Genomic DNA, 26,479 nt, shown 5'->3' on the forward strand with positions numbered 1-26,479 from the left:
ACCGGGCGGCTATTCTACATGTTACGAGCGATGTTGCGGTGCCAAAGCTAGCTCGCGTTGGTGATATCAGAAGTTAACGGGGCCTTTCCCAGCACCAGGATGTTCTCGGGCGTGCCGCGAAGCTCGGTGTTGGTGGGAACCACGTTGTTCTTGTCCAGGATTGCATTCTCAACGCGGGCGCCGCTCTTGATGACGCAGCTCTGGTTGATGATCGAATTGGTCACCGAGGCGCCTTCCTCAACCACAACGCCGCGCGACAGGATCGAGTTGCGCACGGTTCCCTTGATGATGCAGCCGGCCGAGATGATCGAGTTGCAGGCGTGGCTGCCGGTCGCATAGCGCGAAGGCGGCACGTCGTGAGCCTTGGTCAGAATCGGGCGCTCGGGGTCAAAGAGATGGTCGGCCACGGTCTGGTCGAGCAGGTCCATGCTGCGACGATACAGCGACTTCTCGCTAAACACGCCCACGACCTCGCCCTTGTACTCGTAGCTGCACACGTCGATGTTGCCAAAGTCGCCCTGTAGTGCCTCGAGCAGGTCCAGATAGTCGGCGGCCTGGTAGTGGTCGATGATCTCGAGCAGCGTCTCGCGGTTGACGATGCAGCAGTCCATAGAGGCGTTGTCGCCGTACACGACGCCGGCGCTCACGCCCGTCAGGCGGCCGTTCTCGTTAATCTCGAGCTTGGTCTCGTCATCGACGTTGCGCGTGGCCTTGCAGTACACCACGGTCATCTGGGCACCGGAGTTCTCGTGCGCGTCAATGATGGTGTTGAGGTCCATGTTAAAGATGATGTTGGTGCCCATCATCACGACATAGGGCTTGTCCGAGCGCTGGAACAGCGTCTTGTTGGAGATGATGTCGCGCAGCAGGAAGCGCATGCCGCCCTTGGTGGTGCCATACGCGTTGCCGGGCACCATGAACAGGCCGCCCTTCTTGCGGTCCAGGCCCCAGTCCTTGCCCGAACCAACGTGGTCGATCAGCGAGCGGTAGTTGCCCGGCATGACGACGCCGACGGTCTTGATGCCGGCATTCATCATGTTGGAAAGCGGGAAGTCGATCAGGCGGTAGCGGCCCAAAAACGGAACGGACGCGATGGGGCGGTCCTTGAGCAGCACGCTGCCGTAGGTCGAAGAGTAGTTAGCGGTGATATAACCGATGGCCTTGCGATTGATCATCGGATCATTCCCCCTTCCCGATAACGACGTCATTTCCAACGACGGCCGTATCCTTGGTGGTATCGACAGAGCCGAGCTTCACGCCCTCTTCGACCGTGGAGTTCTCGCCCAAAATAGCGCGACAGATGTGTGCGCCGCTCTTAACGTGCGCACCCGGCAGCAGCACAGAGTCCTCGACCACGGCGCGCTCCTCGATGATGACATCGGTCGAAAGGATCGAGTGGCGAGCGGTGCCGTAGATCTTGCAGCCGTTGGAGACTAGGCAGTCGTCCAGGCGGCCGTCCGGGCCAATGTAGTGCGGCGGACGCGTGGTGATGTTGGACATGATGGGGAAGTTCTTGTCAAACAGATCGAACTCGGGATTGTTGCCCAGCAGGTCCATCGAGGTCTCGTGGAAGCTGGCGATGGTGCCGACATCCTTCCAAAAGCCGTGGAACTCGTAGCTGTACAGGCGCTTGTTCTCGCCGAGCAGCTTGGGGATGATGTCCTTGCCAAAGTCGTGGCTCGAACGCTGGTCCAGAGCGTCCTCCTCGAGCGCCTCGATCAGTACGTCGGCCGAGAAGATGTAGATGCCCATGGACGCGAGGTTCGAATCGGGCTTCTCGGGCTTCTCGGTAAACTTGGTGATGCGGCCGTCCTCGGGGTCGGTGGTCAGGATGCCAAAGCGGCTGGCCTCCTCCCACGGCACGGGCATAACGCTCACCGTGAGGTCGGCGTTGTTCTCAATGTGCGTCTTGAGCATCTTGCGGTAGTCCATGCGATACAGGTGATCGCCCGAAAGAATCAGGACGTACTTGGGGTCGTTGGCCTTGATGTAGTCGAGGTTCTGCGTAATGGCGTCGGCCGTGCCCGCATACCAGGCGCCACCGGTCTGCGTCTCGTACGGCGGAAGGATCGACACACCGCCGTCGCGGCTGTCCAGATCCCAGGCCTCGCCGGAGCCCACATAGGCATGCAGCAGGTAGGGGCGATACTGCGTCAGAACGCCCACCGTGTCGATGCCCGAGTTGGAGCAGTTGGACAGCGAAAAGTCGATAATGCGGAACTTGCCACCAAAGCTAACCGCCGGTTTAGCGATCTTTTGGGTGAGCGCCCCCAATCGGCTGCCCTGTCCTCCTGCGAGGAGCATCGCGATGCATTCTTTCTTACTCATCGATTTCTCCTTCTGTCATCGATGTTCTTAAACCCATTAGCGACGGGCGCAGCGCAACGTTGCGCCCGTCGAATAATGCCGTGCTGGCATAAGGGAGCTCGCGCGCCTCTACGCGTGCCAGATCTCGTCGCGGTACTCGCGAATGGTGCGGTCGCTCGAGAACCAGCCGGAGGAGGCGGTGTTGAGCAGCGCCTTGCGGTTCCAGGTCTCCTGGTCGCCATAGCTGCCCGTGAGCTTTTCCCATGCATCCACGTAGCTGCGGAAGTCGGCCATGACCAGGTCGGGATCGTTGTTGTTCATGAGCTCGTTGTAGATGCTCTCGAAGTTGCCCGAAAGACCCGCAAACGTGTTGTCCTTGAGCTCGTCCATCACGCGGCCCAGACGCTCGCGGTCGCCGTTGAGGGTATCCCACGCAAAGTAGCTGTTCGATGCCCAGAGCTGCTCGACCTCGGGAGCGGTCAGGCCGAAGATGGCCTCGTTCTCGCGACCGGCCAGGTCGGCGATCTCGATGTTGGCGCCGTCGAGGGTGCCCAGCGTAATGGCACCGTTCATCATGAGCTTCATGTTGGACGTGCCCGAGGCCTCCTTGCCGGCCGTGGAGATCTGCTCCGAGATCTCGGCGGCGGGGTAGATGAGCTGGGCGTTGCTCACGCGGAAGTTGGGGATAAAGCAGACCTTCATGACCTCGTTGACGCGCGGGTCGTTGTTGATGACGTCGGCAACGGAGTTAATGAGGCGGATGGTCTCCTTGGCAAAGGTGTAGCTCGAGGCGGCCTTGCCGCTAAAGATGAAGGTCGTCGGCGTCACGTGGAAGTTGGGATCGGCGATGCGACGGTTGTAGATGTCCATCACCTTCATGATGTTCATGAGCTGGCGCTTGTAGGCGTGGAAGCGCTTCACCTGAACGTCGAAGACGGTGTTGGGGTCGATGACCAGACCGGTCTCGGCCTTGACGTAGGCGGCCAGGCGCTCCTTGTTGGCGCGCTTGGAGGCACCCACGGCCTTCAGGAACTCGGTGTCGTCCTTAAACTCCTTGAGCTTCTCCAGCTCAAAGGCGTCCTTAAGCCAGCCATCGCCAATGGCCTCGGTCACGAGCTTGGCATAGGTGGGGTTGGCCTCGGCAAAGAAGCGACGGTGCGAGATGCCGTTGGTCTTGTTGTTGAACTTCTCGGGCGTCAGGGCATAGAAGTCCTTGAGCACGATGTTCTTGATGATGTCAGAGTGGATCTTGGCCACGCCGTTGACGCTGTGGCTGCAGATCACGGACAAGTTGGCCATGCGAATCTCGCCGTCCCACAGGATGGCGGTCTGGCGCAGACGCTCCTGCCAGCCCTCCTGCGTGGTGTCGAACGACTCGTGCCAACGACGGCTGATCTCGTCGATGATCTGGTACACGCGGGGGAGCAGCTTGGAGAACGTGCCGATGGGCCACTTCTCCAGAGCCTCGGGCAGGATGGTGTGGTTGGTGTAGCTCACGACCTGCATCACGATGTTCCAGGCGTCGTCCCACTCGAGCTTTTTCTCGTCGATGAGGATACGCATGAGCTCGGGGCCGCACATGGCGGGGTGGGTATCGTTGGTGTGGATGGCCACAAACTGCGGCAGCAGCTCCCAGTTCGCGCCGTGCTCCTTCTCAAAGGTGTCGAGCAGGCTGTAGATGCCGGCCGAGACAAACAGGTACTCCTGCTTTAAGCGCAGCAGACGGCCGTGCTCGCCGGCGTCGTTGGGGTAGAGGATGGCGCTGATGGCCTCGGCCTCGGCGCGCTCGGCGTCGGCCAGGGCATAGTCGCCGCGGTTGAAGGCCTCCAGATCGAAGTGCTCCTCGACCGGCTCGGCGGCCCAGACGCGCAGCTTGTTGACGGTCTCGCCGGCATAGCCCACAACGGGGATGTCGTAGGGGACAGCCAGGATGTCCTGCGTGTCCACCGTGCGGTAGAACGTGCGGCCGTTCTCCTCAAAGCCCTCGACGTGGCCACCAAACTTAATGGTCACGGCCTTGTCCTGACGGCGGACCTCCCAGGGATAGCCGTGGGTGAGCCACTCGTCGGTGGCCTCGACCTGGCTGCCGTTGACGATCCCCTGCTTAAACAGGCCGTAGCGGTAGCGCATGCCGTTGCCGTAGCCGGCAATGCCCTCGGCTGCCATGGAATCCAGGAAGCATGCGGCCAGACGGCCCAGGCCACCGTTGCCCAGAGCCGGATCGGGCTCCTGGTTCTCGATGACGGACAGGTCGAAGCCCATGTCGTCAAGCGCCTCGGCGACCATGTCGCGCACGCCAAAGTTGAGCAGGTAGTTGTCGAGCAGGCGACCGATCAAAAACTCGATCGAGAAGTAGTACACGCGCTTCTTGCCCTCGGAGACCGCACGGGCGTCGCTCTTGGTGGCAACGGTGCGTGCCTTCTCGGCCACGAGCTTGGCCAGGGCGTTAAAGCGGTCGAGGTCGCTGGCGGCCTCGACGCTCTTGCCGCTAATGCTCATGACGGCATCACGATAGAGCTCGGTAAACTCCTGCTTGTTGTCGAAGATCTTATTCATACGTTCCTTTCCCCCGGGGATGTTTCTCCCGGAACGGTTATGACTTGTATCCTACGCCCCCGCGGGGCGGGTAATTACAGTGGTAACACCTTTGTTACGCTTTCTTGGCGGGAGCCTTAACAGCAGCTGCCTTGGCCTTGGGAGCAGCCTTTTTGGTGGCTGCCTTTTTGGCCGTGCTGGACTTGGCCGAAGCCTTGGCAGCGGGCTTGGCAGCCTTCGCCTTGGCCGGAGTCTTCTTGGCAGCCGCGGCCTTGGGCTTCACCGAGGACGCACGCTTGCGCATCGCTTTCTTGGGAGCCTCGACCACGGGCGGCTTATAGCTGCTGGGACCGCGGCGCTTAAGCACCACGCCTGCCAGACCGGGCACCTTCATCTCGATGGAGTCCATCTGCCCGTTCCAGGGATAGGGCTCACTCGAGCAGGTGTAGGGCTCCTCACCGGCATAGCCGCTGCCGCCAAACTCGGGACGGTCGGAATCGAAGATGACCTCCCAGTCACCCTCGCGCGGCACGCCCACACGGAAGCTCTCATAGCTCGCCGGATCAAAGTTGATCAGGATCACCAGGTCGTCATCGATGTCCTCGCCCTGACGCACAAAGCTCACGATGGACTGCTTGGAGTTGTCCGCGTCGATCCAGGTAAAGCCGTCGTCGGTGTAGCCGCGCTCGTACAGGGCGGGCTCTGCGGTGTACAGGTGGTTGAGCGCCTTAATGAACGCCTGATGATGACGGTGGGTCTCGTACTCCTCGGTCAGGAACCACTGGATGGACTCGTAATAGCGCCACTCAATAAACTGGCCGATCTCGTTGCCCATAAAGTTGAGCTTGGCACCGGGGTGCGTCATCTGGTAGAAGGCCAGCGTGCGCAGACCGGCAAACTGGCGCCACCAGTCGCCCGGCATGCGGCCGATCAGCGAGCACTTGCCGTGCACGACCTCGTCGTGGCTCAGCGGGCAGATAAAGTTCTCGGTAAAGGCGTACATGATGGAGAACGTGAGCAGCCCGTGGTTGCCAGGGCGCCACGGAAAATCGGTCTGCATGTAGTGCAGGGTGTCGTTCATCCAGCCCATGTCCCACTTGTAGTGGAAGCCCAAGCCGCCGTCCTTCGGCGGGTAGGTCACGAGCGGCCACGCAGTGGACTCCTCGGCCATCATCATCACGTCAGGGAAGTGGGCCTCCACGGCGCAGTTGACCTGGCGGATAAACGCGCTGGCGTCCAGGTCCTCCTCGGTACCGTACTTGTTGAACTTCTTTTGGCCCGGATCGTCGATGCCAAAGTTGAGGTACAGCATACTGGACACGCCGTCCATGCGAATGCCGTCCACGTGGAAGTTCTCGAGCCAATACAGCACGTTGGAGACAAGGAAGGAGCGGACCTCGCCGCGGGCGAAATCGAACTTGTGCGTGCCCCAGTTGGGGTGAATCTCGTGCTCAAACAGCATGTGACCGTTAAAGGTGGCAAGGCCATGAGAGTCGGCACAAAAGCCACCGGGCACCCAGTCCATGATCACGCCGATGCCCGCCTCGTGGCACGCATCGATAAAGTGCATGAGCTGTTGCGGGTTGCCGTAGCGCGACGTGGCGGCATAGTAGCCGGTCGTCTGGTAGCCCCAGGAGCCATCGAAGGGATGCTCCATGAGCGGCATGACCTCGATATGCGTATAGCCCATGTCGCGCACGTAGTCCACGAGCTCCACCGACAGGTCGTCGTAGGTGTAGAACTCGCCGCGCTGCGCGGGGAAGGGGTCCATGGGACCGGGGTAGTTGCCGTACTCGTCCGGCTCGCCCTGCGGCGCATCGCCGTGGCGCTTCCACGAGCCAATATGCACCTCGTAGATATTGAGCGGCTGCGACATATGGTTGTGGCCGGCGCGGCGCTTGAGCCACGCGGCATCGTTCCACTTGTAGCCATCGAGGGTCCACAGCACGCTGGCGGTACCCGGAGGGCACTCGGCCTTAAAGGCATACGGATCGGCCTTGTAGAGCTTCTCGCCCTCGTTGGTCTCGATGAGATATTTATAGAGCTGGCCCTGCTCGGCGCCAGGAATAAAGCCTTCCCAAATAGCGCTCGTATGTACGGGCACCAGCGGGTTGGCCTCCTCATCCCAGTCGTTAAATTCGCCAATGACATGGACACTCTTTACGTCGGGCGCCCAAACGCAAAAGCGCCAGCCGCGCGTGCGCTGCTGCGTGTCGGGATGCGCGCCCATCTTTTCCCAGCTGCGCTCCCACATTCCAATGCCAAACAGGTAGACATCGTCCTTGGAGAGCTCCGGTGCGTGCGGAGCCGGTTTGCGGGTTGCGGGCTTTTTAGCCGTTGGCTTTAGCTTTGTATCGCTCACGTTTGATCCCATCATGACGCGGCAGCGTGTTGCCTTGGTGACTAGATGCGAAAGGTCCAAGGCTGCACGAATCGAAGGGACGGCGAAGTTTCTGTGATTCGTTCCACCTCGCGTGCTCGGTGGAACTTTCGGCAGAAACTACGATAACACCTGTGCGTTAGTTTTATGGACGAAAGCGGATTTGCAGGGGCGTTTAATCGGTAAGCGACATGTTTATACCACTGGCAGAATTGCCGTGGTAAAACTCTTGACAGTTTTACCAATTAGGGTTTCAAAATTGTTAGCCTGACGTTTGGTAAAACGTTTTTAGCAGGTTGTTTACCATTTGACATCGAAAGGTTCGTTTATGTCCCATACCGCCGCTCCCAAGGTTGCTTTTATTTTCGATTGCGACGGCACACTGGTTAATAGCACGCCCGTTTGGGCCTATGCCCAACCCGAGTTATTGCACCGTCACGAGATTGACATGACCGTGGATGACTTTGCCCAATTTGAGCACCTGTCGCTGGAGGACGAGTGCCAGGCCTACCACGACACGTGGGGCATTGGCGCGAACGGCGAGGAGTTATATCGCGAGCTGAGCGACATCCTGATTGATGGCTACTCCAAGGTGCCGCCGCGCGAGGGTCTTCTGGCATTTTTGGAGCAGGCGAAGGCGGTGGGCATTGCCATGTGCGTTGCCACGTCCACGCCGGCCGAGCTGGTGCAGTCCGCGCTCGCCGGTGCCGGGCTCGACGCATACATGGAGTTTGTTACCACGACGGGCGAGGCAGGACGCTCCAAACAGTTCCCCGATGTGTACGAGCTGGCGCTGCGCCGCCTGGAGGAGCGCCACGGGTGCAAGTTTGAGCGCGCTTGGGTGTTTGAGGACGCGGTCTTTGGCCTTAAGAGCTCTGGCACCGCCGGCTTTAAGCGCGTTGGTATATATGACCCGCACGGCCGCATGAAGCGCGACGACGTAAGCGCCAAATGCGATATCTTTATCGATAGCTACGAGGAGCTGGATCTGGCCCGCGTGCTTTCGTTTGAGGGATAGGCGAGGGCCGTGGCTTGCAAGGTATTAGTGGTCTGCGGCTCGCCCGTGGTGGCGAGCGCGGATCTGTTGCGTAGGCTTGCAGGGGAGTGCGACCACGTTGTCGCCGTGGACCGCGGACTCGACGCGCTGCTGGGCGCGGGGCTGGCCTGCGACGTGTATGTGGGTGATGCTGACACGGTGAGTGACGCGGGTCGCGCGCTGGTCGATGCCGCCACCGACTTTGAAGTTGAGCGCCACGACCCGTACAAGGACTATACCGATCTGGCGTTGGCGCTCGATTCCGTCCGCCGTCGCTGGCCGGGTGCCGAAGTAGTTGCGACCTGCGCCACCGGCGGCCGCCCCGACATGGCTCTTTCCGTACTGGGGTTGCTTGCAGGCTACGATGACGCCCCAGTCTGGATTGCCGAGGGCAAGGTGGTCGCCCGCATCCTTCGCCCAGGCGAATCGTGGACCATCGAAGGCGCCGAGGACAAGACGTTCTCCATCATCGCCATTGCCCCCAACACCGAGGTAAGCGAACACGGCTTGGAGTGGGAACTAGATCACAGACCCTTGGGATTACTAGCTGACACCGGAATATCCAATGTGGTCAGGAAAACGGCCAAGATCCAAGTCCACACCGGCACCGCCATCGCTTACCTCTACAAGTAAGGTCTATCCACCGTCCCAGGAAAACCCGTAAGTAAGAGATTCAACCCAAAAAAGTCCTTGCATCAAAGAAAGTCTTCCCCTATAGTATCTCCTCGTCACGGGGGCGTAGCTCAGCTGGGAGAGCGCTTGACTGGCAGTCAAGAGGTCAGGGGTTCGATCCCCCTCGTCTCCACCATCGTGAATACAAAGGCCTTCGGAATTCCGAAGGCCTTTTTTCATGTCAAAATGCCTCGCTCACATATCCTCAGCTACGCCAACAAAAAGTTGCACAATTTATTTCCCATGTCTGTACGTAGTTTGTTAGACAAACGCGATTATCGGCGCTGCTCGCTGCTTCATTTGGGCTTCAGGAACGCCCTTAATTACCGCCAGCACCCCAATAACCTGCATCAACGTGAACAACATCCCAAAACAACCCCCTTAAGCACGTCAAATGAACGATATGTTGTCCAACGCAGCCCAAATCAGTTTCGTTATCAGCTTGTGCTAGAATACCTAACGTTACATGAGTTCAACTGTGCTCACGGCTCCAGCAAGCCATAAAGCGCAGGGTCGATCAGCATCCGGCCGTAACGGCGGTGCCAGAAACACCACGAGCTCCGATAAAGAAGTCATGCAACGTTATTTATTTGTATTGGGTAATTCCATGATGCAATTAATAGCATGCATGCCAATAAGAAGCCGTTTTACAGCTGTTTGCGTGCGGTTCAGTTTTGTTCCCGCTTGACTGGTTCCCACGCAGCCAGCTGGAGACGCGGTCTTTTTGCGATACACGGCTGCATCTCTAGCAACTGCGTTTATACATACCGTTCACGGTGGGGCGGAGCCACGTGCTTGTCTAACTGGGCTCAGGGTTTGAATATGGAGCGCCTTCGCGCACAAGCGCCCTGGCGAAGCCATACACAAACCCTGTGAGCCACACGTAAGACAGCAAGGGGGTGGTGCTCGTGTGGTATGTGATTCAGGTCATTAACGGTCGCGAAGACGTAATGCGCGAGCGCATCGAGCGCATGGTGCCGGCTGGTGCCATGCAGGAGCTCTTTTATCCCCAATTTCAAACCGAGATTAAAGTACACGGCGAATGGGTCAATACGACCAAGCCGTTGTTCCCTGGTTATCTCATCTGCGATACGGCAGACCCCCGCACCGTTCAACAGTATTTGCTGCGCATGGATGACTTTGCCCGGGTACTCTCCCAGGACGGTCAGTTTGTGCCGCTGGCAAAAGAAGAGGTCCAGCTTATTGGTGGCTTTACGCATAGGGGAGACCGCGTAGTGCCCATGAGCGAGGCCCTAAAAGTCGGTGACCAGGTCGTAGTTACGGCAGGTCCGCTGCTGGGCCACGAAGGCCTTATCAAAACCATTAATAGACGCAAGTGCACTGCTTATTTGGAGCTCGACCTGTGCGGCCGACGCGTAACCACCCGCGTTGGCCTTGCGGTGCTTTCAAAAGAGCAGCGCGTTATGCGCAATCACAGAAGAGCGATCGCCTAGCTGCAAGCTCGCAAGCGGACGACCGAAGGCAAAAAGTATCGGGGGAGGGGCTCTTGGAGCCTACGATGATGACCATGGCACAGGGCGCGCGGGAGACGCGCACGGCCGCCACGGCGAATTCCGTCACTGCCGCAGCCGGTGCTGCGGGGGATTACCTTACAAACGAAGAAGCGTACAAGATGCTGCGCGGTGCCAACTCCGGCGTGAAGCCCGAGCTTGGGCACAGGCTCTACCGCGTTGTTAAGCGTACGGTGGACATTGTCGCCGCCGGCGGAGCCCTGGTGTTGCTCTTTATTCCCGGGGTAATTCTGAGCGTGGTCATTTGCATAAAGAGCCCGGGCGCCAGCCCCCTATATTCACAGTGGCGCGTGGGCCGCGTGCGCAAAGACGGCACGTTCTACCTGTTTAAGATCTACAAGTTCCGCAGCATGGTTCCCAACGCAGACCAAATGCTCAAGGACTTGCAGGCCCAAAACGAGGCCACTGGCCCCATGTTTAAAATGAAGCACGACCCGCGCATTATTCCCGGTGTGGGTAACTTCATTCGCAAGCACAGCATCGACGAGCTGCCCCAGCTCATCAACGTGTTCCTGGGCCAAATGAACCTCATTGGCCCGCGCCCCGGCCTGCCGCGCGAGGTTGCCCTGTACAGCGAGCACGACATGAAGCGCCTGGCGGTAAAACCCGGCTGCAGCGGTCCTTGGCAGGTAATGGGCCGCAGCCACCTGGGCTTCAACGAAATGGTTGAGCTGGATCTTCACTATATAGAGAATCGCAGCCTGCGCCAGGACCTGCGGTTGATATTCGGCACGCTGAAGACGATGTTCTCTGGGGAAGGTGCCGTGTAGCATGCGCATCGCCATGATAGGCCAAAAGAGAACGGGTTCGCGCGAGGGCGGCGTAGAAGTGGTGGTAGGCGAGCTTGCTCGCCGTATGGCAGACCTTGGTCACCAAGTAACCTGCTACGACCGTATGGGCGAAGGAGCTCCTTCCGAGCCCTACGAGAAGGATGGCTACCGCATCGTTCCCGTAAAGGCTCTGGACATCAAGGGGCTCTCTGCGCTCACGAGCAGCTTTGCCGCAACAAGGGCCGCCATCAAAGACGGGGCAGACGTAATTCACTATCACGCAGAGGGGCCGTGCGTCCCCCTTCGTTTTGCGCGTTCCGCGGACATCAGGACCGTGGCAACGATCCACGGCCTGGACTGGCAGCGTGCAAAATGGGGCGGCTTGGCTTCCAAGTACATCAAGTTCGGCGAGGCGACGGCGGCCAAGTGCGCGGATGCGCTCATCGTGCTTTCCCGGGGCAATCAGGAGTACTTCAAGGAGGCTTACGGCCGCGAGGCTACGCTCATTCCCAACGGCATCACTCCCGAGGCGGATCTTCCCGCGAAGGAGATCTCCGAGCGCTTGGGGCTCACCCAGGGCTCCTATGTCCTCTACCTCGGTCGCATTGTGCCCGAGAAGCGACCGGAACTGTTGGTGGAGGCGTACAAGCAGGTAAAGACGGATAAGCGCCTGGTTATCGCGGGCGACTCCTCCGATACGGACGACTACGCCGTGGCGCTCAAAGAGGCTGCCGCGTCCGACCCCCGCGCGCTCTTTACCGGCCACGTTGAGGGCAACCTGCTCTCCGAGCTGTACTCCAACGCGTATTGCTACGCGCTCCCCTCCGACGTTGAGGGCCTGCCCATGAGCTTGCTGGAGGCCATGTCTCACGGTGCGGCATGCGTTACCTCGGATATTCCCGAGTGCGCGGATGTTCTGCAGGGTTGCGGGCTCACGTTCCCACACGGAGACGCGGGGGCGCTGCGCGACGTGCTTGAAGGCCTGATAGCGGATTCTGCCCAAGCGGAGAGGCTGGGCGCCATGGCACGTGACCGCGCGATTAATGGCTATGACTGGAACAGCGTCGTCCAAAGGACGCTTGCTTTGTATGAGGGTGTTGCGTAATGAAGATCCTTCTTGTAAATAAGTTTCATTGGCGCAAGGGTGGAAGCGAGACGTACTACTTTGCTCTTGCCGATGGTCTTCGCGCTCTTGGGCATGAAGTTGCCTTCTTCAGCATGGAGGATGAGCGTAATGAGCCGACTGAGTGGTCGCGTTACTTTGTAACGAATCGCGACTATAACGGACCGAGCTCTATTGTCGATAAGGCGAAGGCCGCGCAGGCACTTGTGTATTCCAAAGAGGCGCGCGAGAAGTTCGATGCGCTGTGCCGTGAATTCCAGCCCGATGTAATCCATCTCAATCTCACTCATAGGCAGATTACGTTTTCCATCTTGGACGCTCCTTGGCTAAAGCAGCATCCAACGCCGGTTGTGTATACCTCGCACGACTTGATTCTTGCTTGCCCGAGCTATCTTATGCTTGATTCCGAGGGCAACGTTTGCGATTCGTGTCTCGGGGGTCATTTTGGCAATTGCCTTAAGAAGAAGTGCGTAAAGGGTTCGATCGCAAAAAGCGCGTTAGCGGTGGCTGAGGCGGAGTGGCTTAAACGGCACAAAACCTATTCACGTCTCGATCGCATCATCTGCCCGAGTGAGTTCATGCGGAACAAGTTTATTGAAGCGGGGCTTCCCGAGCGTCAGCTTGTCCTCATGCGGAATTTCCTGAATCCCGATTCGATGTCACGGGAAGTTGCCAACCAAAATAATGAAGATCCCTACATGCTGTATCTGGGACGCCTTTCTCGCGAGAAAGGCGTGTTAACGCTCGTGCATGCTTTTGAGAAGGCGGCACCGGTGATCCCTGATTGGCGTCTTGTTATTGCAGGCGATGGCCCTGAATGTGATGCTGTGAAGGTCAAAGTTTCCGCAATGCCAAACGAAATAAGCTCGAGGATTGAGCTGGTTGGATATAAAACCGGTGACGCCCTGCGCGGACTTGTGAATCGAGCCACTCTGGCGGCTGCGCCGTCAGAGTGGCTCGAGAACGCGCCATATGCGGTTCTCGAGGCACTCGCCGCGGGCAAGCCCGTTATCGGTACGAACATGGGCGGAATACCCGAGCTGGTACGTGAGGGTGAAACGGGCTTCCTGGCTGAAGCCCACGATGAGGCAGGACTCGCAGATGCAATCCGTAGGGGTGCGGCGGTGGCCGCCGATCCTGCGGCTTACGCCGCGATGAGCGCGCATTGCCGTTCATTCGTGGCAGAGAACTGTAATCAAGAGGAATACATCCGGAATCTCGTCTCCCTGTATCAAGAACTAATTGACCGGAAGGTGGTGGCCTAACCCATGGCCGAGAAGAAACTCAACGGAACCGTAATCGTAACGTACCGCTGCAACGCGCGCTGCACCATGTGCAACCGCTACAAGGCTCCCAGCCGTCCGGAGGAGGAGCTCTCCCTCGACGTGATCAAGAAGCTCCCGCGCATGTACTTCACCAACATCACCGGTGGCGAGCCCTTCATCAGGACCGACCTTGCGGATATCGTGCGCGAGCTGTACAAGAAGTCCGACCGCATCGTCATCTCCACCAACGGCTTCTTCACCGACCGCATCATCGCCCTTGCCGAGGAATTCCCCCAGGTGGGAATCCGCATCTCCATCGAGGGTCTGCAGCAGACCAACGATGAGATCCGCGGTCTCCAGAACGGCTTCAACCGCGGCTACGAGACGCTCAAGAAGCTCGTGGAAATGAAGCACCCGGACGTGGGCTTTGGCATGACGGTGCAGGATCGCAACGCTGCGGACTTGGTGCCGCTGTACAAGCTTTCCGACGAGCTCGGCATGGAGTTCGCCACCGCCAGCCTGCACAACAGCTTCTACTTTGTCGAGGCGAAGAACATCATCAAGGACCGTCCCATGGTGGCCCAGAACTTCGAGGACCTGGTAAACGAGCTCCTCAAGTCCAACGAGCCCAAGAAGTGGTTCCGCGCGTACTTCAACATGGGCCTCATCAACTACATCTATGGGCAGAAGCGCCTGCTCCCGTGCGATATGGCGTTCGACACGTTCTTCATCGACCCCTACGGCGACGTCATGCCCTGCAACGGCACCAAGGAGAAGCTCGTTATGGGCAACCTTAACGACGAGTCTTGGGATGAGCTGTGGGAGAGCGCCCAGGCCGAGAAAGTGCGCGGCTGCGTGCGCCACTGCGACCGCAACTGCTGGATGATCGGCTCCGTGTCTCCTGCCATGCACAAGTACATCTGGAAACCCGCGTCGTGGGTGCTGGCGCACAAGCTCAAGCCCGGCAAGAAGTTCGACATGCACGAGCTCCCCATCGTGCGCGACTACGAGTCGGGCAAGGTGACGAAGGAGGAGCTGGACGCTCTTTCCACCTGCGACATGCACGCCGCGATCAACGACGGCCTTTCCGACGCAAGCCGAGCCGACGCGCACGTGTACGAGACTGAGGAGGCGCTGTAGTGCAGCCGGGTGGAAAAATCGAATGCAAAAATTCAGAAATAGCGGTTGCTCGATATCAATCGGAGGAAACACGTGAAAGTATCCTGCATAACCAGGCACGCAATCTCTAATTATGGCTCCCTACTCCAGGCATATGCGACACAACGAGCGGTAGAGAGCTTGGGGCATGAGTTCGAGATTATGGACTATGTACCTGCTTGTGAGGACGTATCCCAGCAGGTGAGGACGCTTCTTTCGACAAAGCCGTCCTGGAACGGGAACCCGTTGAAGAAGTCTGTCTACAGACTTCTGATGGAGCCTGAGACAAGGGTGGCGGGCAAGCGGTTTGCGCGTGAGCGTTCCCAGCTGCTTAAGATGAGCCCTCACTATGCATCCCTGGAGGAGCTGAAGGCTAATCCGCCCAAGGCCGATGTCTATATGACTGGAAGCGATCAGGTGTGGGGTCCCATCAGCTCGGGCGCATACGACCTGTCATACGCGCTTGAGTTTGCTCCCGAGGGCGCAAGGCGCATCTCATATGCGGCAAGCTTTGGTAAGAAGAATATCCCGGATAGCGTGCGCCCCAGGTTTCTCGAGGACCTTCGAGCATATGAGGCCGTGTTCGTACGCGAGGATGCCGCGCGCGAGCAGCTTGCCTCGTGGGGCATAGAGGCCGGACAGGTTGTCGATCCCACGCTGCTGCTTGATGGCGAGGCGTGGAGAAGGATGGCGGCACCTGCCCCGAAGGGCGAATACATCCTCGTCTACCAGATTCACAGCGACCCGACGGTGGGGCAGTACGCCGTGAAGGTTGCCAAAAAGCTTGGCTTGCCCCTGATACGGATCTCCGCAAGCCTGCACCAGGCCTCACGCGAGGGCAAGTTCAAGTGGCTGCCGACGCTTGCTGAGTTTCTCTCGTATGTCGACAACGCAGCATGCCTAGTCACGGACTCGTTCCACGGTACGGCTTTTGCCATAAATCTCAATACGCCGCTGGTAGAAGTGCTGCCCAAGAACGGAACCTCGAGCAGGAACGTGAGTATTCTGCGACTCACGGACCTCACGGACAGAGTGCTTCAGAATCTAGATGATGTCGAGTTAGCATCCAAGCAGATTGACTTTGGTCGGGTCAACGACGTGATGGGTGCGGAGAGGGAGAAGTCCCTAGCGCAGCTCAAGAGCATGATTGAGGAGTAGGGCATTGTCAAACGTTGGCACTAGGACGGTATGCAAGAAGGATATGTGCGCTGGCTGTATGGCCTGCGTCGATTCATGCCGACATGGAGCGATTGCCATTGAGGATACGATTGAGGCGTATAACGCCCGTATTGATCCTACAAGGTGCGTGGGATGTGGACTGTGCGAGAAAACGTGTCCCCAGATGGTATCCCCATCTTCGTTGCGTCCTCTCGAGTGGCTACAGGGGTGGGCGAAAGATACATCGCTCAGAATGTCATCTTCGTCCGGGGGTCTGGCTACGGCCATCTCGGAGGCGTTTGTGGCGTCAAATGGATTAGTGTGTTCATGTGCACAGGAGGGCGGTGAGTTCCGGTTCCACCTCACTTCTGATGCGGATTACTTGAGGAGGGCTCAAGGCTCCAAATACGTCAAAAGCAATCCGCTTGGTGCGTACCGCGAGGTTAGGGAGGCCCTGCAAGGTGGTCAAAGGGTTCTCTTTATCGGTCTTCCTTGTCAGGTTGCTGCGATGCGTAACTTCGTTGGAAGCCGTTTAGCCGATTCCCTTTACACCATCGACCTTATCTGTCATGGTTCACCGTCCCCCAAGGTCCTGAGCCGATTCTTGGAAGAGACAGGTAACAACCTGTCTAATGAGCTGATACTGGACTTTCGAAAGAAAGTCCAGTTTCAGCTCCGCTATCGCGGAGCTGAAACTGTGGGTAGGACGGGTGTCCGCGATCGCTACTCGATTGCTTTCCTCTCGGGTTTACCGTATACGGAAGGCTGCTACTCCTGCCGCTACGCCAAGGGTGATCGTGTCTCCGATATTACGCTTGGCGATTCATGGGGTAGCGAGCTTTCTGATGAGGTCGCGAACGGGATATCCCTCGCACTTGTGCAGACAGACAAGGGTCGAGAACTGTTAGAAATGACGGACCTTGAGCTTTTGCCGGTTGATCCTGGTCTAGCTGTGGCCAACAATGAACAGCTTCAACGTCCTTCGACGAAGCCCATAGAAAGAAATACCTTTATGGACGGCTTTCGTAACGGGGTACGGGTCAACCGACTCGTTCTCAGGGCGAGGCCAAAAGACTGCGCCAAGTACTTGGTCAAGGATATACTGCTTGCACTGGGTTTGCTCAGGGGTTAACACATCGAGAGCGTTTGCTTTAGGCATTAATGATAAGGTAATCCATATGTTGAGTAATTCCAAGGTGCCAAAGTGCGTCGTATTAATGGCGTCATACAACGGCATCCCATTTATTTCAGAACAAATTGACAGCATTCTCTCGCAGGCTGAAGTTGACGTACGTCTTTTTGTCCGTGATGACGGGTCATCTGATGGTACTCGTGATCTTCTGCAGCGCTATGCAGATGAGGGCAGTCTGACTTTGTTAACAGGAGAAAACCTAGGACCTGCTTTAGGGTTTTTGACGTTGTTGCGGAATGCTCCCGAAGCTGATTACTATGCGTTTTCCGACCAAGATGATATTTGGGATAGCGATAAACTGATAACTGCGATTAAACAGCTTAAGAAGCAGGAGAATTTGGCTCTTTATCATTGCAATTCAAGACTTGTAGATTCAGCTGGTAATGAGATGGGCCGGTTAACCTATGGGCAACAAAGGTGCATATCTTATCGAGATAACGACCCTCTCAACCAGCTTTGCATTGGGTCACCTATGGGATGTACGCAAGTATTTGATAGGCGTATTTGGGAAGTTGTTTGCTTGCATGAGCTGCCCCATCCCGTCATCATGCATGATAAGCTGATAGCTAATCTATGCGTGCTGCTGGGTTATCGGATTGTTTTCGATGCTTCTCCTCATATGGGATATCGCCAGCATGGTCGTAATGTGGTCGGTGTGAGTACTGATTTACCATCTAAAGTGATTGAGAAAATCAATAGTTTTTGTCATCCGCGAGAGATTACTCTTGCAAAGCAAGTTACTGGACTTCTTTCAACTTATTCCGACTGCATTCTTCCTCCAGAGCGTGCTCTTGGAGAGTTGGTATCGAAAATGGACGCTTCTTTCATGGCTAGGTGCAGGGTTTCTTTCTCTTCGAGGCTGAATTTCGGCAGTCTACAAGAGGGCCTTTTCAATAGATCTCTCCTCTTGTTTGGGAAGCGATGATATGAGTAAAAGCATCCCCAAACCGCACAATAGTGGGTACGTCCTAGCGCTTGCCTTTTGCGACTATCTCAAGGACAAGACCGGCACCCCAAAGGCTATTATGGCGAGTCAGCAGGCCATGGCGTCGCACGGTATAAGTTACGTCTATCTCCACTCGGTTAAGAAGACCCTGTTCAGGGACGACCAGATGCTATTTTGCGAATTCGGGGTTACGGTCGACGGGGTGGAGGCTGGTGTTTTCAGTATTGCCCAGGTGTGCGAGGCCCTTTGCAGCTGGCAAAAAAGCGGCTTCAGCCTTCTTGAGCTTCATATCCACCACCTTCTGTACGTGAGCCTTGAGAAAGTCTCCGAACTGCTAAAAGTTACAGGCAAAACACCGGTCAGGGCCTTTCTCCACGACTATTACCTGTGTTGTACAAGCTATAACCTCCAAAATAGGAGCGGCTTTTGTGACAGCTCAATGCTCGGCGACGCTCCCTGCGAGAAATGCCCCCACTTCAGTAACAGCCTTCGTGTGGAGTCGAAGATCCAAGGGCTGTTTGACTCCATCAAAAATCTCCGTTTTGTTGCACCTTCGACCTATACGAAGAATCGGTTTCTCTCATTCAGGCCCCAATACGAGGGCCTTGTTGATGTAATACCGCACCAAAAGCTGCTTGGAGAGTATCTGGGCAACAGACGTCCTCTGAACGCAGGGGAGCGCATCAGGGTTGCCTTTCTGGGGATGCCGAGGAAGACAAAGGGCTGGGAGACCTGGCTTCGCCTCGTATCTGCGGTCGATGAACAAGAGTACGAGTTCTTCGTCTTCAACAGCTCGAACGATATGTATCCAGGGATGAACAAGCGGTTTGTCGAATTTGATGAGAAGCACCCAAATGCCATGACCGACTCTCTCAGGGAGTGCGAGATTGCCATCGTTGTCATGTGGCCATCTTGTCCAGAGACCTATAGCTACACCTGTATGGAATCTTACTCCGCAAACGCTTATACGATTTCGAGTGCATGTGCAGGCAATGTCGCCGACTTTGTCGTTGAGCATGGGTCCGGTTTGGTGCTGAATAACGAGGAGGAGCTAATCGGGCTGTTTAGGGATAAGAGCCGGCTTATCAGGGAGGTCAATCGTTTCAGGAGCGGAAAGCCTGGTCCGCTCGATCTTGTCGATTCAGATGAGATCGTAGACCTGCTTCCATGCTCCTCGGTAGGTCTCAACACGGGAGTTCACATGCACACGAGGCTGATTGAACGTGTGCTGCTGGAGGTACTCAATGCAAGATCATAGGCATGCGAGGCTCGTTATAAATAAAGCGGAGGAGCGGGCTGGTCGAAGAGGTCGTTGGTATCTCCCTAATAAGCAAGGCGTTCTAACCGTTTGCATGGGTGACCTGGCGGATGCGACGATCATTATAGGTATCTTGGCGCAGGTTTTCTTCCTTGAGTACTATGGTCTGGGGCGATACCTCAACTGGGTAATTACCGGCATGATTTGCGTGAGGGCGCTCTTCTCCGGATGGAAATATAGCGGTAGAGCGCTACTACTTGGGCTGATTACCGTTGCAGGGTGGCTGTCTGGTGCCCTCTTGGGTGGCAATATGGAAACGTTTAGGGCGAATATTTTGCTGCTCCTCTACCCGTTTGTCTATACGCTTTACTTCTTTCTTTTGGTCACTAACAAGAGGGATTTTCTTCTTGGACTCTTTGATGCAGGTTTTCCGGTCTTCAACGCCATATTGCTTCTCAATATGGCGATCATGTTTATCCAGTACTCTACCCATGGGATGATCGCTGCGACAACGAACGACATCAGTTACTTCGAGGACAATATCTCCGGCCTGTTCTCTTATGCGACCGTCCATGCGGTGGCCCTTTACACTTCATTCGTCGTGCTCTACAACTTCGTCTGGATTAGGAGGCTTCGGGGTCCTCTCTGGCCATCCCTTGCCATCGCTTACAACGTCTGCCTTATCGTCCTGTCCTTCTATCTTGCGACACTCAACGATAATAAGGCGCTCTTCATAATCCTTCCTCTCGTTTTAGTGATGTTCTGGCTTATTTCAGTCATGAGAGGAGAAGCGGATGTTTCGGGTCCCTTCTTTTGGCTTGTCGCCTTGTATTTTATCCTGACAATTGCATACGCCTTGGTGCCTGCGTTCCAGATCCTCGTGGATACGCAAGTGTTTGGTCTGTTCGATATGGTTGGCAGTTCAGCTTCCGTCGGTACTGCTGCCGACGGCAGTAACGAGAGGATTGCTATCATCGGCTTCGCTCTCTTGAGACCGGCTACATGGAGTCTCGGAGAGGGTCTTGGAGCCTCAAGCTTCTACGCGTCCGGGTTCATGTCGTTTAACCACTTTGGTCAAGCGGATATGGGGTCTTTCTTGATTCTCATGGGGGTTTGGGAGACGGCAGCGTATGTAGCGTTTTTCCACTCCGTGGTTAGTGAGTTTATGGAGCAGGAAAAAGGATCTAATGGCCGGATTGTTCGTTTGCTCCTTTTGCTAACAATTCTTATTACCTTTCTGTATACGCAGTGCTTTACAAGGGTGAACTGCTGCTTGTGCCTACTGCTGCTCTGTGGAGCGCTGGCTTGGTCGTGGAATTCCTCGGCTGCAGACTATTTGATTATTGATAGAGACGAAGAACAGGTTTGAACATGAAAATAGGCATTTCCACATTTACGCATGGGGACAACTATGGGCAGAGGCTCCAGAACCTTGCTGTCCAAGAAACTCTCAAACTCTCGGGTGCAGATGTCCTTACGTTCAGACAGAAGGACTCGAGATCTGCCAAATACAAGCTCAAGTCTTTGGCTTCGCTCATTCCAAAGGGGCTTGCCGTTGCCCACATCCAGAGGCATCGTTCGTTTGAGGATTTCAATTCCCGTAACATTTCCTTTAGCCGGGAGGTTATATCTGATTCCAACCCTCCACGTGACATTAAATCCTATGACTTTTTCGTTGCTGGGAGCGACCAAGTTTGGTCTCCGTATTCCCCTGACGCTAACTCCACTATGTTTCTCACGTTTTCGCCAAGAGAAAAGCGCATTGCTTTTTCGCCAAGCTTGGCAGCTCCGACGATTCCCGAGGAGAAGCGTGAGCTGTTCCACGGCTATTTCGACGGGTTTGATAGGCTGTCCGTTCGTGAGCAGAAGAGCGCCGAGCTTATAAACAGTCTGTACGGCTTAAAGGCCGAGGTGTTGATTGACCCAACACTGATGTTTGACGGCTCCTGGTGGGAAAGGTATGAAAAAGAGCCGCACTGCGGGCTTCCAAATGATTATGTATTGACGTACTTCCTCGGGAGTGCAGCTTACGAAGAGAGGGTTGCCGAAATCTGTGATTCACTTAGCTGCAAGAGGGTCGATTTACTAGGGGATGCGCGCTACTACGCCCTCGGGCCTTCAGAGTTCCTCTATGCCGTCCGTCACGCAAAGCTTGTAGCGACAGATTCATATCACGGATCAATTTTCTCGATCTTGTTCGGGAAGCCGCTGATTTATTGCCCTCGTGAGTCCACTGGTCCAGACATGAGCAGCCGATTCGACACGCTAGCCAGCGAGCTGCGTGTTTCTTTCGTTGAGCGGTCAATTCTTTCCGTATGTAATTCGGAACTGCTCGAGAGTGACTATTCAAAGGCGTATGACAGGTTGGCAGCTCAGAGGAAGATCGTTGTTGAATTCCTCGATAGATGTGGATTGAGCATTCCCTCGGAGGCCGCCCGTGGCTAGCCAGCGTAAGGCGGGCGCCCTCCTCGGCTACGCCAACATCCTCGCAAAGAACCTCGTCAACCTCGTCTACACGCCGATGCTACTGTCCTACGTGGGGCAGGCGGACTACGGCGTCTTCCAGAGCTCGAACTCCTTTGTCTTCTCGCTGACGCTCCTGTCCTTCGGCTTCTCCGAGGCCTACGTGCGCTTCTACACGCAGACGGTGGCGCACGGCGGCGAGCGCGACATCCGGCACCTGAACGGCATGTACCTCACGCTTTACGTCGCCGTCACAGCCGCGGCGGTCGCCCTCGGCATGGGCTTCTCCGCAAACGCCGGCGCGGTGTTCTCGGCCGGGTTCACCGAGGCGCAGGTCTCGCTCGCCCGGGAGCTGCTCGCCATCATGACGCTCAACGTCGCCTCGACGTTGTTCACCGTCGTGTTCAATTCCTACATCACGGCGCACGAGCGCTTCGTCTACCAGCAGACCAGGCAGCTCGTCACCACGCTTGCGACGCCGCTGTGCGCCTGGGCCCTGCTGGCCGCCGGTATGGGGCCCGTGGGCGTTGCCCTAGCACAGCTCGCGGTGAACCTCGTCCTGCTCGCCCTCAACGCGCGCTACGCCATCGTCGTGCTGGGCATGCGCTTCGAGCTCAGGGGTGCCGACTGGGGCGTCATGCGCGGCATCGCCGCCTTCAGTGCCTGGATCTTCGGTAACCAGGTCTGCGAGATGGTCAATCAGAGCGTGCCCAACATCATGCTGGGGGCCATCTCGGGCGCGACTGCGGTATCTCTGTTCGCGGTGGCCGTGAACATCCGCCAGGTCTTCTACTCGCTCTCCACCACGATGTCGAACGTCTTCATTCCGAAGGTCAACCGCATCGTCGCCACCTCGGACGACAACGCCGAGCTCACTCGCCTTATGACGCGCGTGGGCCGCTACCAGATGGTACTGTTTTGCTGGGTGTACGGAGGTTTCGCTATTCTCGGGAAGTTTTTCGTGACGAGGTGGGCGGGCCCGGGCTTCGCCGAGGCCTACTGGCTCGTGCTCGCCATGACGCTACCCGTCATGGTGCCCCTCTGTCAGAACGTCGGCATCGAGATCCAGAGGGCCAAGAACATGCACCACGCCAGGAGTCTCGTCTACCTTGCGATGGCGGTCGGGAACGTTGCCTTCACCGCCGCGGCCGCCCCGGCGCTGGGGCCGTGGGCCCCCGCGATCGCCTATGTCGTCAGCATCGTGCTCGGCAACGGACTGTGGATGAACTGGTACTACCAGAAGCGGGTCGGTCTCGACATGCTCTTTTTCTGGAAGCGGAACCTGCCGGTGCTGCTCGCCTGGGCTGCCGTCACCGTCGCCTGCCTCGCTGGCACGGCGGTCCTGCCCGTCAACGGATGGCCCGCGTTCCTCGAGTGGGGCGCCGTTTACAGCGCGCTTTTCGCCATAGCCCTTTGGCTCGCCGTCCTAACGAAGGACGAACGTATCGCGGTCGTCTCTCGTCTCCCGTTCCTTAGATAGGGTCCATCATGAATGATTCCGAGAAATCCCCGAGGGTCGTCTCGCTTGGCGACCGTTGCTGCGGCTGCGGCGCGTGCGCTGCCCGCTGCCCCAAGTCATGCATCTCCATGGAACCCGATGATTGTGGCTTCCTACACCCCACCGTCGACGCCTCCGGGTGCGTAGGCTGCGGGGCGTGCGACGCCGTATGCCCGGCGCTCAACGCCCCTGGGGAGGACGGGTGCGAGTTCGCCCTCTGGGCGAAGGCTCATGACGTCGGCTTGCTCGATAGATCGTCGTCGGGCGGCGTGTTCGGTCTACTCGCCGGTGACGCTCTCTCGCGCGGCGGTGTTGTGGCGGGCGCCGCGTGGACGGACGGTTGCCGCGAGCTTCGTCACGTGCTCGTGGAGGACAGGCCGGCGCTCGGCGCCGTTATGCGCTCGAAATACGTTCAGAGCGCGGTTGGCCGCGGCGTCTTCGAGGGCGTCCGCGCTGCCCTGCGTGAAGGCAGGCCGGCGCTCTTTGCCGGTACTGCATGCCAGGTGGCTGGCATGCGCTCATACCTGGGGAAACTCGCCGACTCTGACCTCTTCCTCGGCGTCGACGTCATCTGCCACGGTGTTCCGTCTCCAGAGCTCTGGTCGCGCTGGGTCGACTACCGTGGTGAGGCCTTCGGGTCGGACGTCTGCGACGTCAATATGCGGAGTAAGACAACCGGATGGTTGTCTTACTCCGCTATGTACAAGCACATAGCGGAGAAAGACAACACCGGGGACACCGAGTCCCAGATATTCGGCAAAGACTGGTACATGAAAGCGTTTCTGGCCAATGCGAGCCTTCGTTCGTCCTGTCTGGCATGTCCAGCAAAGCGCTCCAGCGGCGCCGATATCACGCTCGGTGATTTCTGGGGGTTCCAGAATACCCATCCCGAGGTCGACAACTCCAAGGGCGTATCTGCCGTCCTATGCAATACCGAGAAGGGCGTGCGGGCATTCGAGGCTATTTCTGGGCTTACCGCAAACGGTCCGGCGACGCTTGATGGGGTAATCGCGGGCAACCCTAGCCTCGTCCATTCTGTCACGCCTTATCCAAAGCGCGACGAGTTCTTGAACGACGTGTCTGCCGGGCTTTCCATCCCAGATCTCATGGACAAGTGGGATTTCCGTCCCACTCTCTGGCAGCGTGTCCGCGGCAAGCTTGGTGGTATTAAACGACGACTAAAGAGACTCGTTGGAAGGAGAGCCTAGATGGCCAAGGATCGCTACCTTCAAGCTCTTCGTGGGCTTGCGATTTCCGCTGTGGTGCTTATCCACTGTCTTCCTCAATGTGCCGCGTCGGTCGCCATTCGCCCATTCCTCAACTTTTCTGTTGCGTTGTTCTTGTTTTTATCCGGTGTTCTTACCGACGAGCGCAAATTTAATGCGGGGGGGGGTCTTCGACGCCGCATTAGCAAGGTTGCCGGACCTTATGCGTTCTGGAGCGTTATCTATCTTGCGGCGTTTCCCGCCCTTCATGGGCGTCTGGGTTTCTGGCGTTCGCCGTGGGCTCCGTATCGGCTCAGATGTACTATCTATTGGTCTATTCACAGCTTGTGCTGCTTACTCCGGTACTGTTCAGGCTCCTTTCACGGTATAGGTTCTTTGTCTATTGTGTGACACCGGCTTGCTTGCTTCTAAGGGAGCTCGCTGCCGTTGCCGGTATCGCATTGCCTCTAATACAGGTTTTCTGCCCCATGTGGCTCATCTTTTATGTTTTCGGTCTCGACTGGAGGCGTTGGGCTGCGCTCATTGAAGGACGAACCACTCAGCTTGTTGCAGTGCTCTTTATATTTTTAATAATTCAGGAGGTCGCAGGCTTCTGGTGGTATTTGACTGGCGATTTCAATATGGCCACAACTCAGCTTAAGCTCGGTTCTGCCGCGACCTCTTTAGCTGTGATCGCGCTTCTTATGGCGGTTCCGGGATCATTCAAGTCGCGATTATCTTCTACTTTGCTTGTTGACCTTGGGAACGCCTCTTTTGGAATCTACCTCTGCCATATACTTGTTCTCAAGGCCGTTTGGAAACTGCTTGGATTATTCGTCATTCCACTTGGTGTTTCGACATTTGCTGTTTGGGCGCTAACTCTTGCCGGATCTTATTCGCTTGTATCACTTTGCGGTCGTTATTTGCCCGAACGAATTCACATCATTGTGGGATTATAAATTGATTTTCGATACTGGCGCTTTTCATAGCGTTGAAGCAAAGTGAGTCCATTACCAACATTTGGCACGCGATCATCGGTGAAGATACCGGACTTCCTGTTTTCGAACGAGAAGATGACTTTTTACTCAAAATGGCTGATTGGATTAACCAACCTGAAATAACCGGAATCAATCTCCCTTGGTCGAGCATCGAAAAATGGAAGGGGCAATTCAGGTAGCCATATTCCGCAGTCATTACCTTGCCTATTTCGTTAAGAATGAGGGGGTTTAGCAAAATAGGATACCCAAGTCTTATTTATCACTCGATCTAAAGCGCATTTCGATTGTAGAGGACAGATTAAATGAAAGGCATCATCCTCGCGGGCGGGTCCGGCACGCGACTGTACCCGCTCACTCTCGTGACCTCCAAGCAGCTGCTGCCGGTCTACGACAAGCCCATGATCTACTACCCGCTGTCCACGCTCATGCTGGCGGGCATCAAGGACATCCTGGTCATCTCCACGCCGACCGACCTGCCCAACTTCCAGCGCCTGCTGGGCGACGGCTCGCGCTTCGGCGTGAACCTCTCCTACGCCGAGCAGCCCTCGCCGGACGGCCTGGCGCAGGCCTTCACCATCGGCGAGGAGTTCATCGCCGGCGAGCCGTGCGCCCTGGTGCTCGGCGACAACATCTTCTACGGCAACGGCCTGTCGCGCCACCTGACGCGCGCCGCCCGGAACGCCGAGTCGGGCCGAGCCACGGTCTTCGGCTACCACGTGGACGACCCCGAGCGCTTCGGCGTCGTGGAGTTCGACCGCGGGGGGAGGGCCGTGTCCATCGAGGAGAAGCCCGCCCGCCCCAAGAGCTCCTACGCCGTCACCGGCCTGTACTTCTACCCGGGCGACGTCGCCGTCAAGGCCCACAAGGTTCAGCCTTCCGCCCGCGGGGAGCTGGAGATCACCACGCTCAACCAGATGTACCTGGAGGAGGGGACGCTGTCCGTGGTCACCCTCGGCCGCGGCTACGCGTGGCTGGACACCGGC

At 57.1% G+C, this 26,479-nt stretch carries 21 protein-coding genes, 1 tRNA gene and 1 pseudogene; 19 read left to right on the forward strand and 4 right to left on the reverse strand.

Features of this window, described 5'->3' with window-relative positions; translation table 11 throughout:
- Positions 1 to 47: 47 nt before the first annotated feature.
- The 4 genes from glgD to glgB all read right to left on the reverse strand — a co-directional run bounded on the left by glgD (position 48) and on the right by glgB (position 7,219).
- A complete protein-coding gene (glgD, locus tag HMPREF9463_RS07850; RefSeq protein WP_035138261.1) occupies positions 48 to 1,175 on the reverse strand; it encodes a glucose-1-phosphate adenylyltransferase subunit GlgD in 1,128 nt (375 codons plus the stop codon).
- Between the two features lie 4 nt (positions 1,176 to 1,179).
- The gene (locus HMPREF9463_RS07855; protein ID WP_035138263.1) at positions 1,180 to 2,328 is read right to left on the reverse strand and encodes a glucose-1-phosphate adenylyltransferase; all 1,149 of its coding nucleotides are present in this window, start codon (positions 2,326 to 2,328) and stop codon (positions 1,180 to 1,182) included.
- Between the two features lie 108 nt (positions 2,329 to 2,436).
- Complete coding sequence (locus HMPREF9463_RS07860) at positions 2,437 to 4,863, reverse strand: glycogen/starch/alpha-glucan phosphorylase (RefSeq protein WP_035138264.1); 2,427 nt, start codon at positions 4,861 to 4,863, stop codon at positions 2,437 to 2,439.
- Between the two features lie 94 nt (positions 4,864 to 4,957).
- Positions 4,958 to 7,219, reverse strand: coding sequence for a 1,4-alpha-glucan branching protein GlgB (gene glgB / locus HMPREF9463_RS07865; RefSeq protein WP_035138265.1), 2,262 nt, complete (start codon positions 7,217 to 7,219; stop codon positions 4,958 to 4,960).
- A gap of 331 nt (positions 7,220 to 7,550) precedes the next feature.
- Between glgB and HMPREF9463_RS07870 the strand changes: the two genes are divergently transcribed.
- The 19 genes and pseudogenes from HMPREF9463_RS07870 to rfbA all read left to right on the forward strand — a co-directional run.
- Positions 7,551 to 8,240, forward strand: coding sequence for an HAD family hydrolase (locus tag HMPREF9463_RS07870; protein WP_035138266.1), 690 nt, complete (start codon positions 7,551 to 7,553; stop codon positions 8,238 to 8,240).
- A 9-nt stretch (positions 8,241 to 8,249) separates the two neighbouring features.
- Positions 8,250 to 8,891: a thiamine diphosphokinase gene (locus HMPREF9463_RS07875; RefSeq protein WP_035138267.1), complete on the forward strand. Its 642-nt coding sequence runs from the start codon at positions 8,250 to 8,252 to the stop codon at positions 8,889 to 8,891.
- A gap of 99 nt (positions 8,892 to 8,990) precedes the next feature.
- A tRNA-Ala gene (locus HMPREF9463_RS07880) sits at positions 8,991 to 9,066 on the forward strand.
- 766 nt (positions 9,067 to 9,832) lie between these two features.
- The gene (loaP, locus tag HMPREF9463_RS07885; RefSeq protein ID WP_232219779.1) at positions 9,833 to 10,384 is read left to right on the forward strand and encodes an antiterminator LoaP; all 552 of its coding nucleotides are present in this window, start codon (positions 9,833 to 9,835) and stop codon (positions 10,382 to 10,384) included.
- 53 nt (positions 10,385 to 10,437) lie between these two features.
- Positions 10,438 to 11,232 (forward strand): sugar transferase, encoded by a 795-nt coding sequence (locus tag HMPREF9463_RS07895; protein ID WP_198019959.1) that lies wholly within the window; start codon positions 10,438 to 10,440, stop codon positions 11,230 to 11,232.
- Position 11,233: 1 nt separating this feature from the next.
- Positions 11,234 to 12,337 carry a glycosyltransferase family 4 protein gene (locus tag HMPREF9463_RS07900; protein WP_035138271.1) on the forward strand — a complete coding sequence of 368 codons (1,104 nt, stop codon included), beginning with the start codon at positions 11,234 to 11,236 and terminating at the stop codon, positions 12,335 to 12,337.
- Complete coding sequence (locus HMPREF9463_RS07905; RefSeq protein WP_035138272.1) at positions 12,337 to 13,620, forward strand: glycosyltransferase family 4 protein; 1,284 nt, start codon at positions 12,337 to 12,339, stop codon at positions 13,618 to 13,620. The genes HMPREF9463_RS07900 and HMPREF9463_RS07905 overlap by 1 nt, the downstream gene beginning before the upstream one ends.
- A gap of 3 nt (positions 13,621 to 13,623) precedes the next feature.
- The gene (locus tag HMPREF9463_RS07910; RefSeq protein WP_035138273.1) at positions 13,624 to 14,760 is read left to right on the forward strand and encodes a radical SAM protein; all 1,137 of its coding nucleotides are present in this window, start codon (positions 13,624 to 13,626) and stop codon (positions 14,758 to 14,760) included.
- Positions 14,761 to 14,805: 45 nt separating this feature from the next.
- Positions 14,806 to 15,936, forward strand: coding sequence for a polysaccharide pyruvyl transferase family protein (locus HMPREF9463_RS07915; protein WP_082421946.1), 1,131 nt, complete (start codon positions 14,806 to 14,808; stop codon positions 15,934 to 15,936).
- A gap of 58 nt (positions 15,937 to 15,994) precedes the next feature.
- Positions 15,995 to 17,068, forward strand: a complete 1,074-nt coding sequence (locus HMPREF9463_RS07920; RefSeq protein ID WP_070100765.1) for a Coenzyme F420 hydrogenase/dehydrogenase, beta subunit C-terminal domain — start codon at positions 15,995 to 15,997, stop codon at positions 17,066 to 17,068.
- A gap of 46 nt (positions 17,069 to 17,114) precedes the next feature.
- Complete coding sequence (locus HMPREF9463_RS10755; RefSeq protein ID WP_082421944.1) at positions 17,115 to 18,053, forward strand: glycosyltransferase; 939 nt, start codon at positions 17,115 to 17,117, stop codon at positions 18,051 to 18,053.
- A 1-nt stretch (position 18,054) separates the two neighbouring features.
- Positions 18,055 to 19,332 carry a glycosyltransferase family protein gene (locus HMPREF9463_RS07925; protein ID WP_035138279.1) on the forward strand — a complete coding sequence of 426 codons (1,278 nt, stop codon included), beginning with the start codon at positions 18,055 to 18,057 and terminating at the stop codon, positions 19,330 to 19,332.
- A 94-nt stretch (positions 19,333 to 19,426) separates the two neighbouring features.
- The gene (locus HMPREF9463_RS07930) at positions 19,427 to 20,701 is read left to right on the forward strand and encodes a hypothetical protein (protein ID WP_148334207.1); all 1,275 of its coding nucleotides are present in this window, start codon (positions 19,427 to 19,429) and stop codon (positions 20,699 to 20,701) included.
- Positions 20,702 to 20,703: 2 nt separating this feature from the next.
- Positions 20,704 to 21,777 carry a polysaccharide pyruvyl transferase family protein gene (locus HMPREF9463_RS07935; protein ID WP_035138282.1) on the forward strand — a complete coding sequence of 358 codons (1,074 nt, stop codon included), beginning with the start codon at positions 20,704 to 20,706 and terminating at the stop codon, positions 21,775 to 21,777.
- Complete coding sequence (locus tag HMPREF9463_RS07940) at positions 21,770 to 23,275, forward strand: lipopolysaccharide biosynthesis protein (RefSeq protein WP_052044164.1); 1,506 nt, start codon at positions 21,770 to 21,772, stop codon at positions 23,273 to 23,275. Before HMPREF9463_RS07935 ends, HMPREF9463_RS07940 begins: the two co-directional genes overlap by 8 nt.
- A gap of 8 nt (positions 23,276 to 23,283) precedes the next feature.
- The gene (locus HMPREF9463_RS07945) at positions 23,284 to 24,501 is read left to right on the forward strand and encodes a Coenzyme F420 hydrogenase/dehydrogenase, beta subunit C-terminal domain (protein ID WP_052044165.1); all 1,218 of its coding nucleotides are present in this window, start codon (positions 23,284 to 23,286) and stop codon (positions 24,499 to 24,501) included.
- Positions 24,502 to 24,744, forward strand: a pseudogene (locus HMPREF9463_RS11605) (acyltransferase family protein); the annotation flags it as partial.
- A complete protein-coding gene (locus tag HMPREF9463_RS07950) occupies positions 24,729 to 25,457 on the forward strand; it encodes an acyltransferase family protein (protein ID WP_369796804.1) in 729 nt (242 codons plus the stop codon). The pseudogene HMPREF9463_RS11605 and the gene HMPREF9463_RS07950, both read left to right, overlap by 16 nt.
- 341 nt (positions 25,458 to 25,798) lie before the next feature.
- A partial coding sequence (gene rfbA, locus HMPREF9463_RS07955; RefSeq protein ID WP_035138286.1) for a glucose-1-phosphate thymidylyltransferase RfbA occupies positions 25,799 to 26,479 on the forward strand: 681 nt, incomplete at its 3' end.

This window comes from Collinsella sp. 4_8_47FAA (assembly GCF_000763055.1).
In the GTDB taxonomy this organism is placed as follows: domain Bacteria; phylum Actinomycetota; class Coriobacteriia; order Coriobacteriales; family Coriobacteriaceae; genus Collinsella.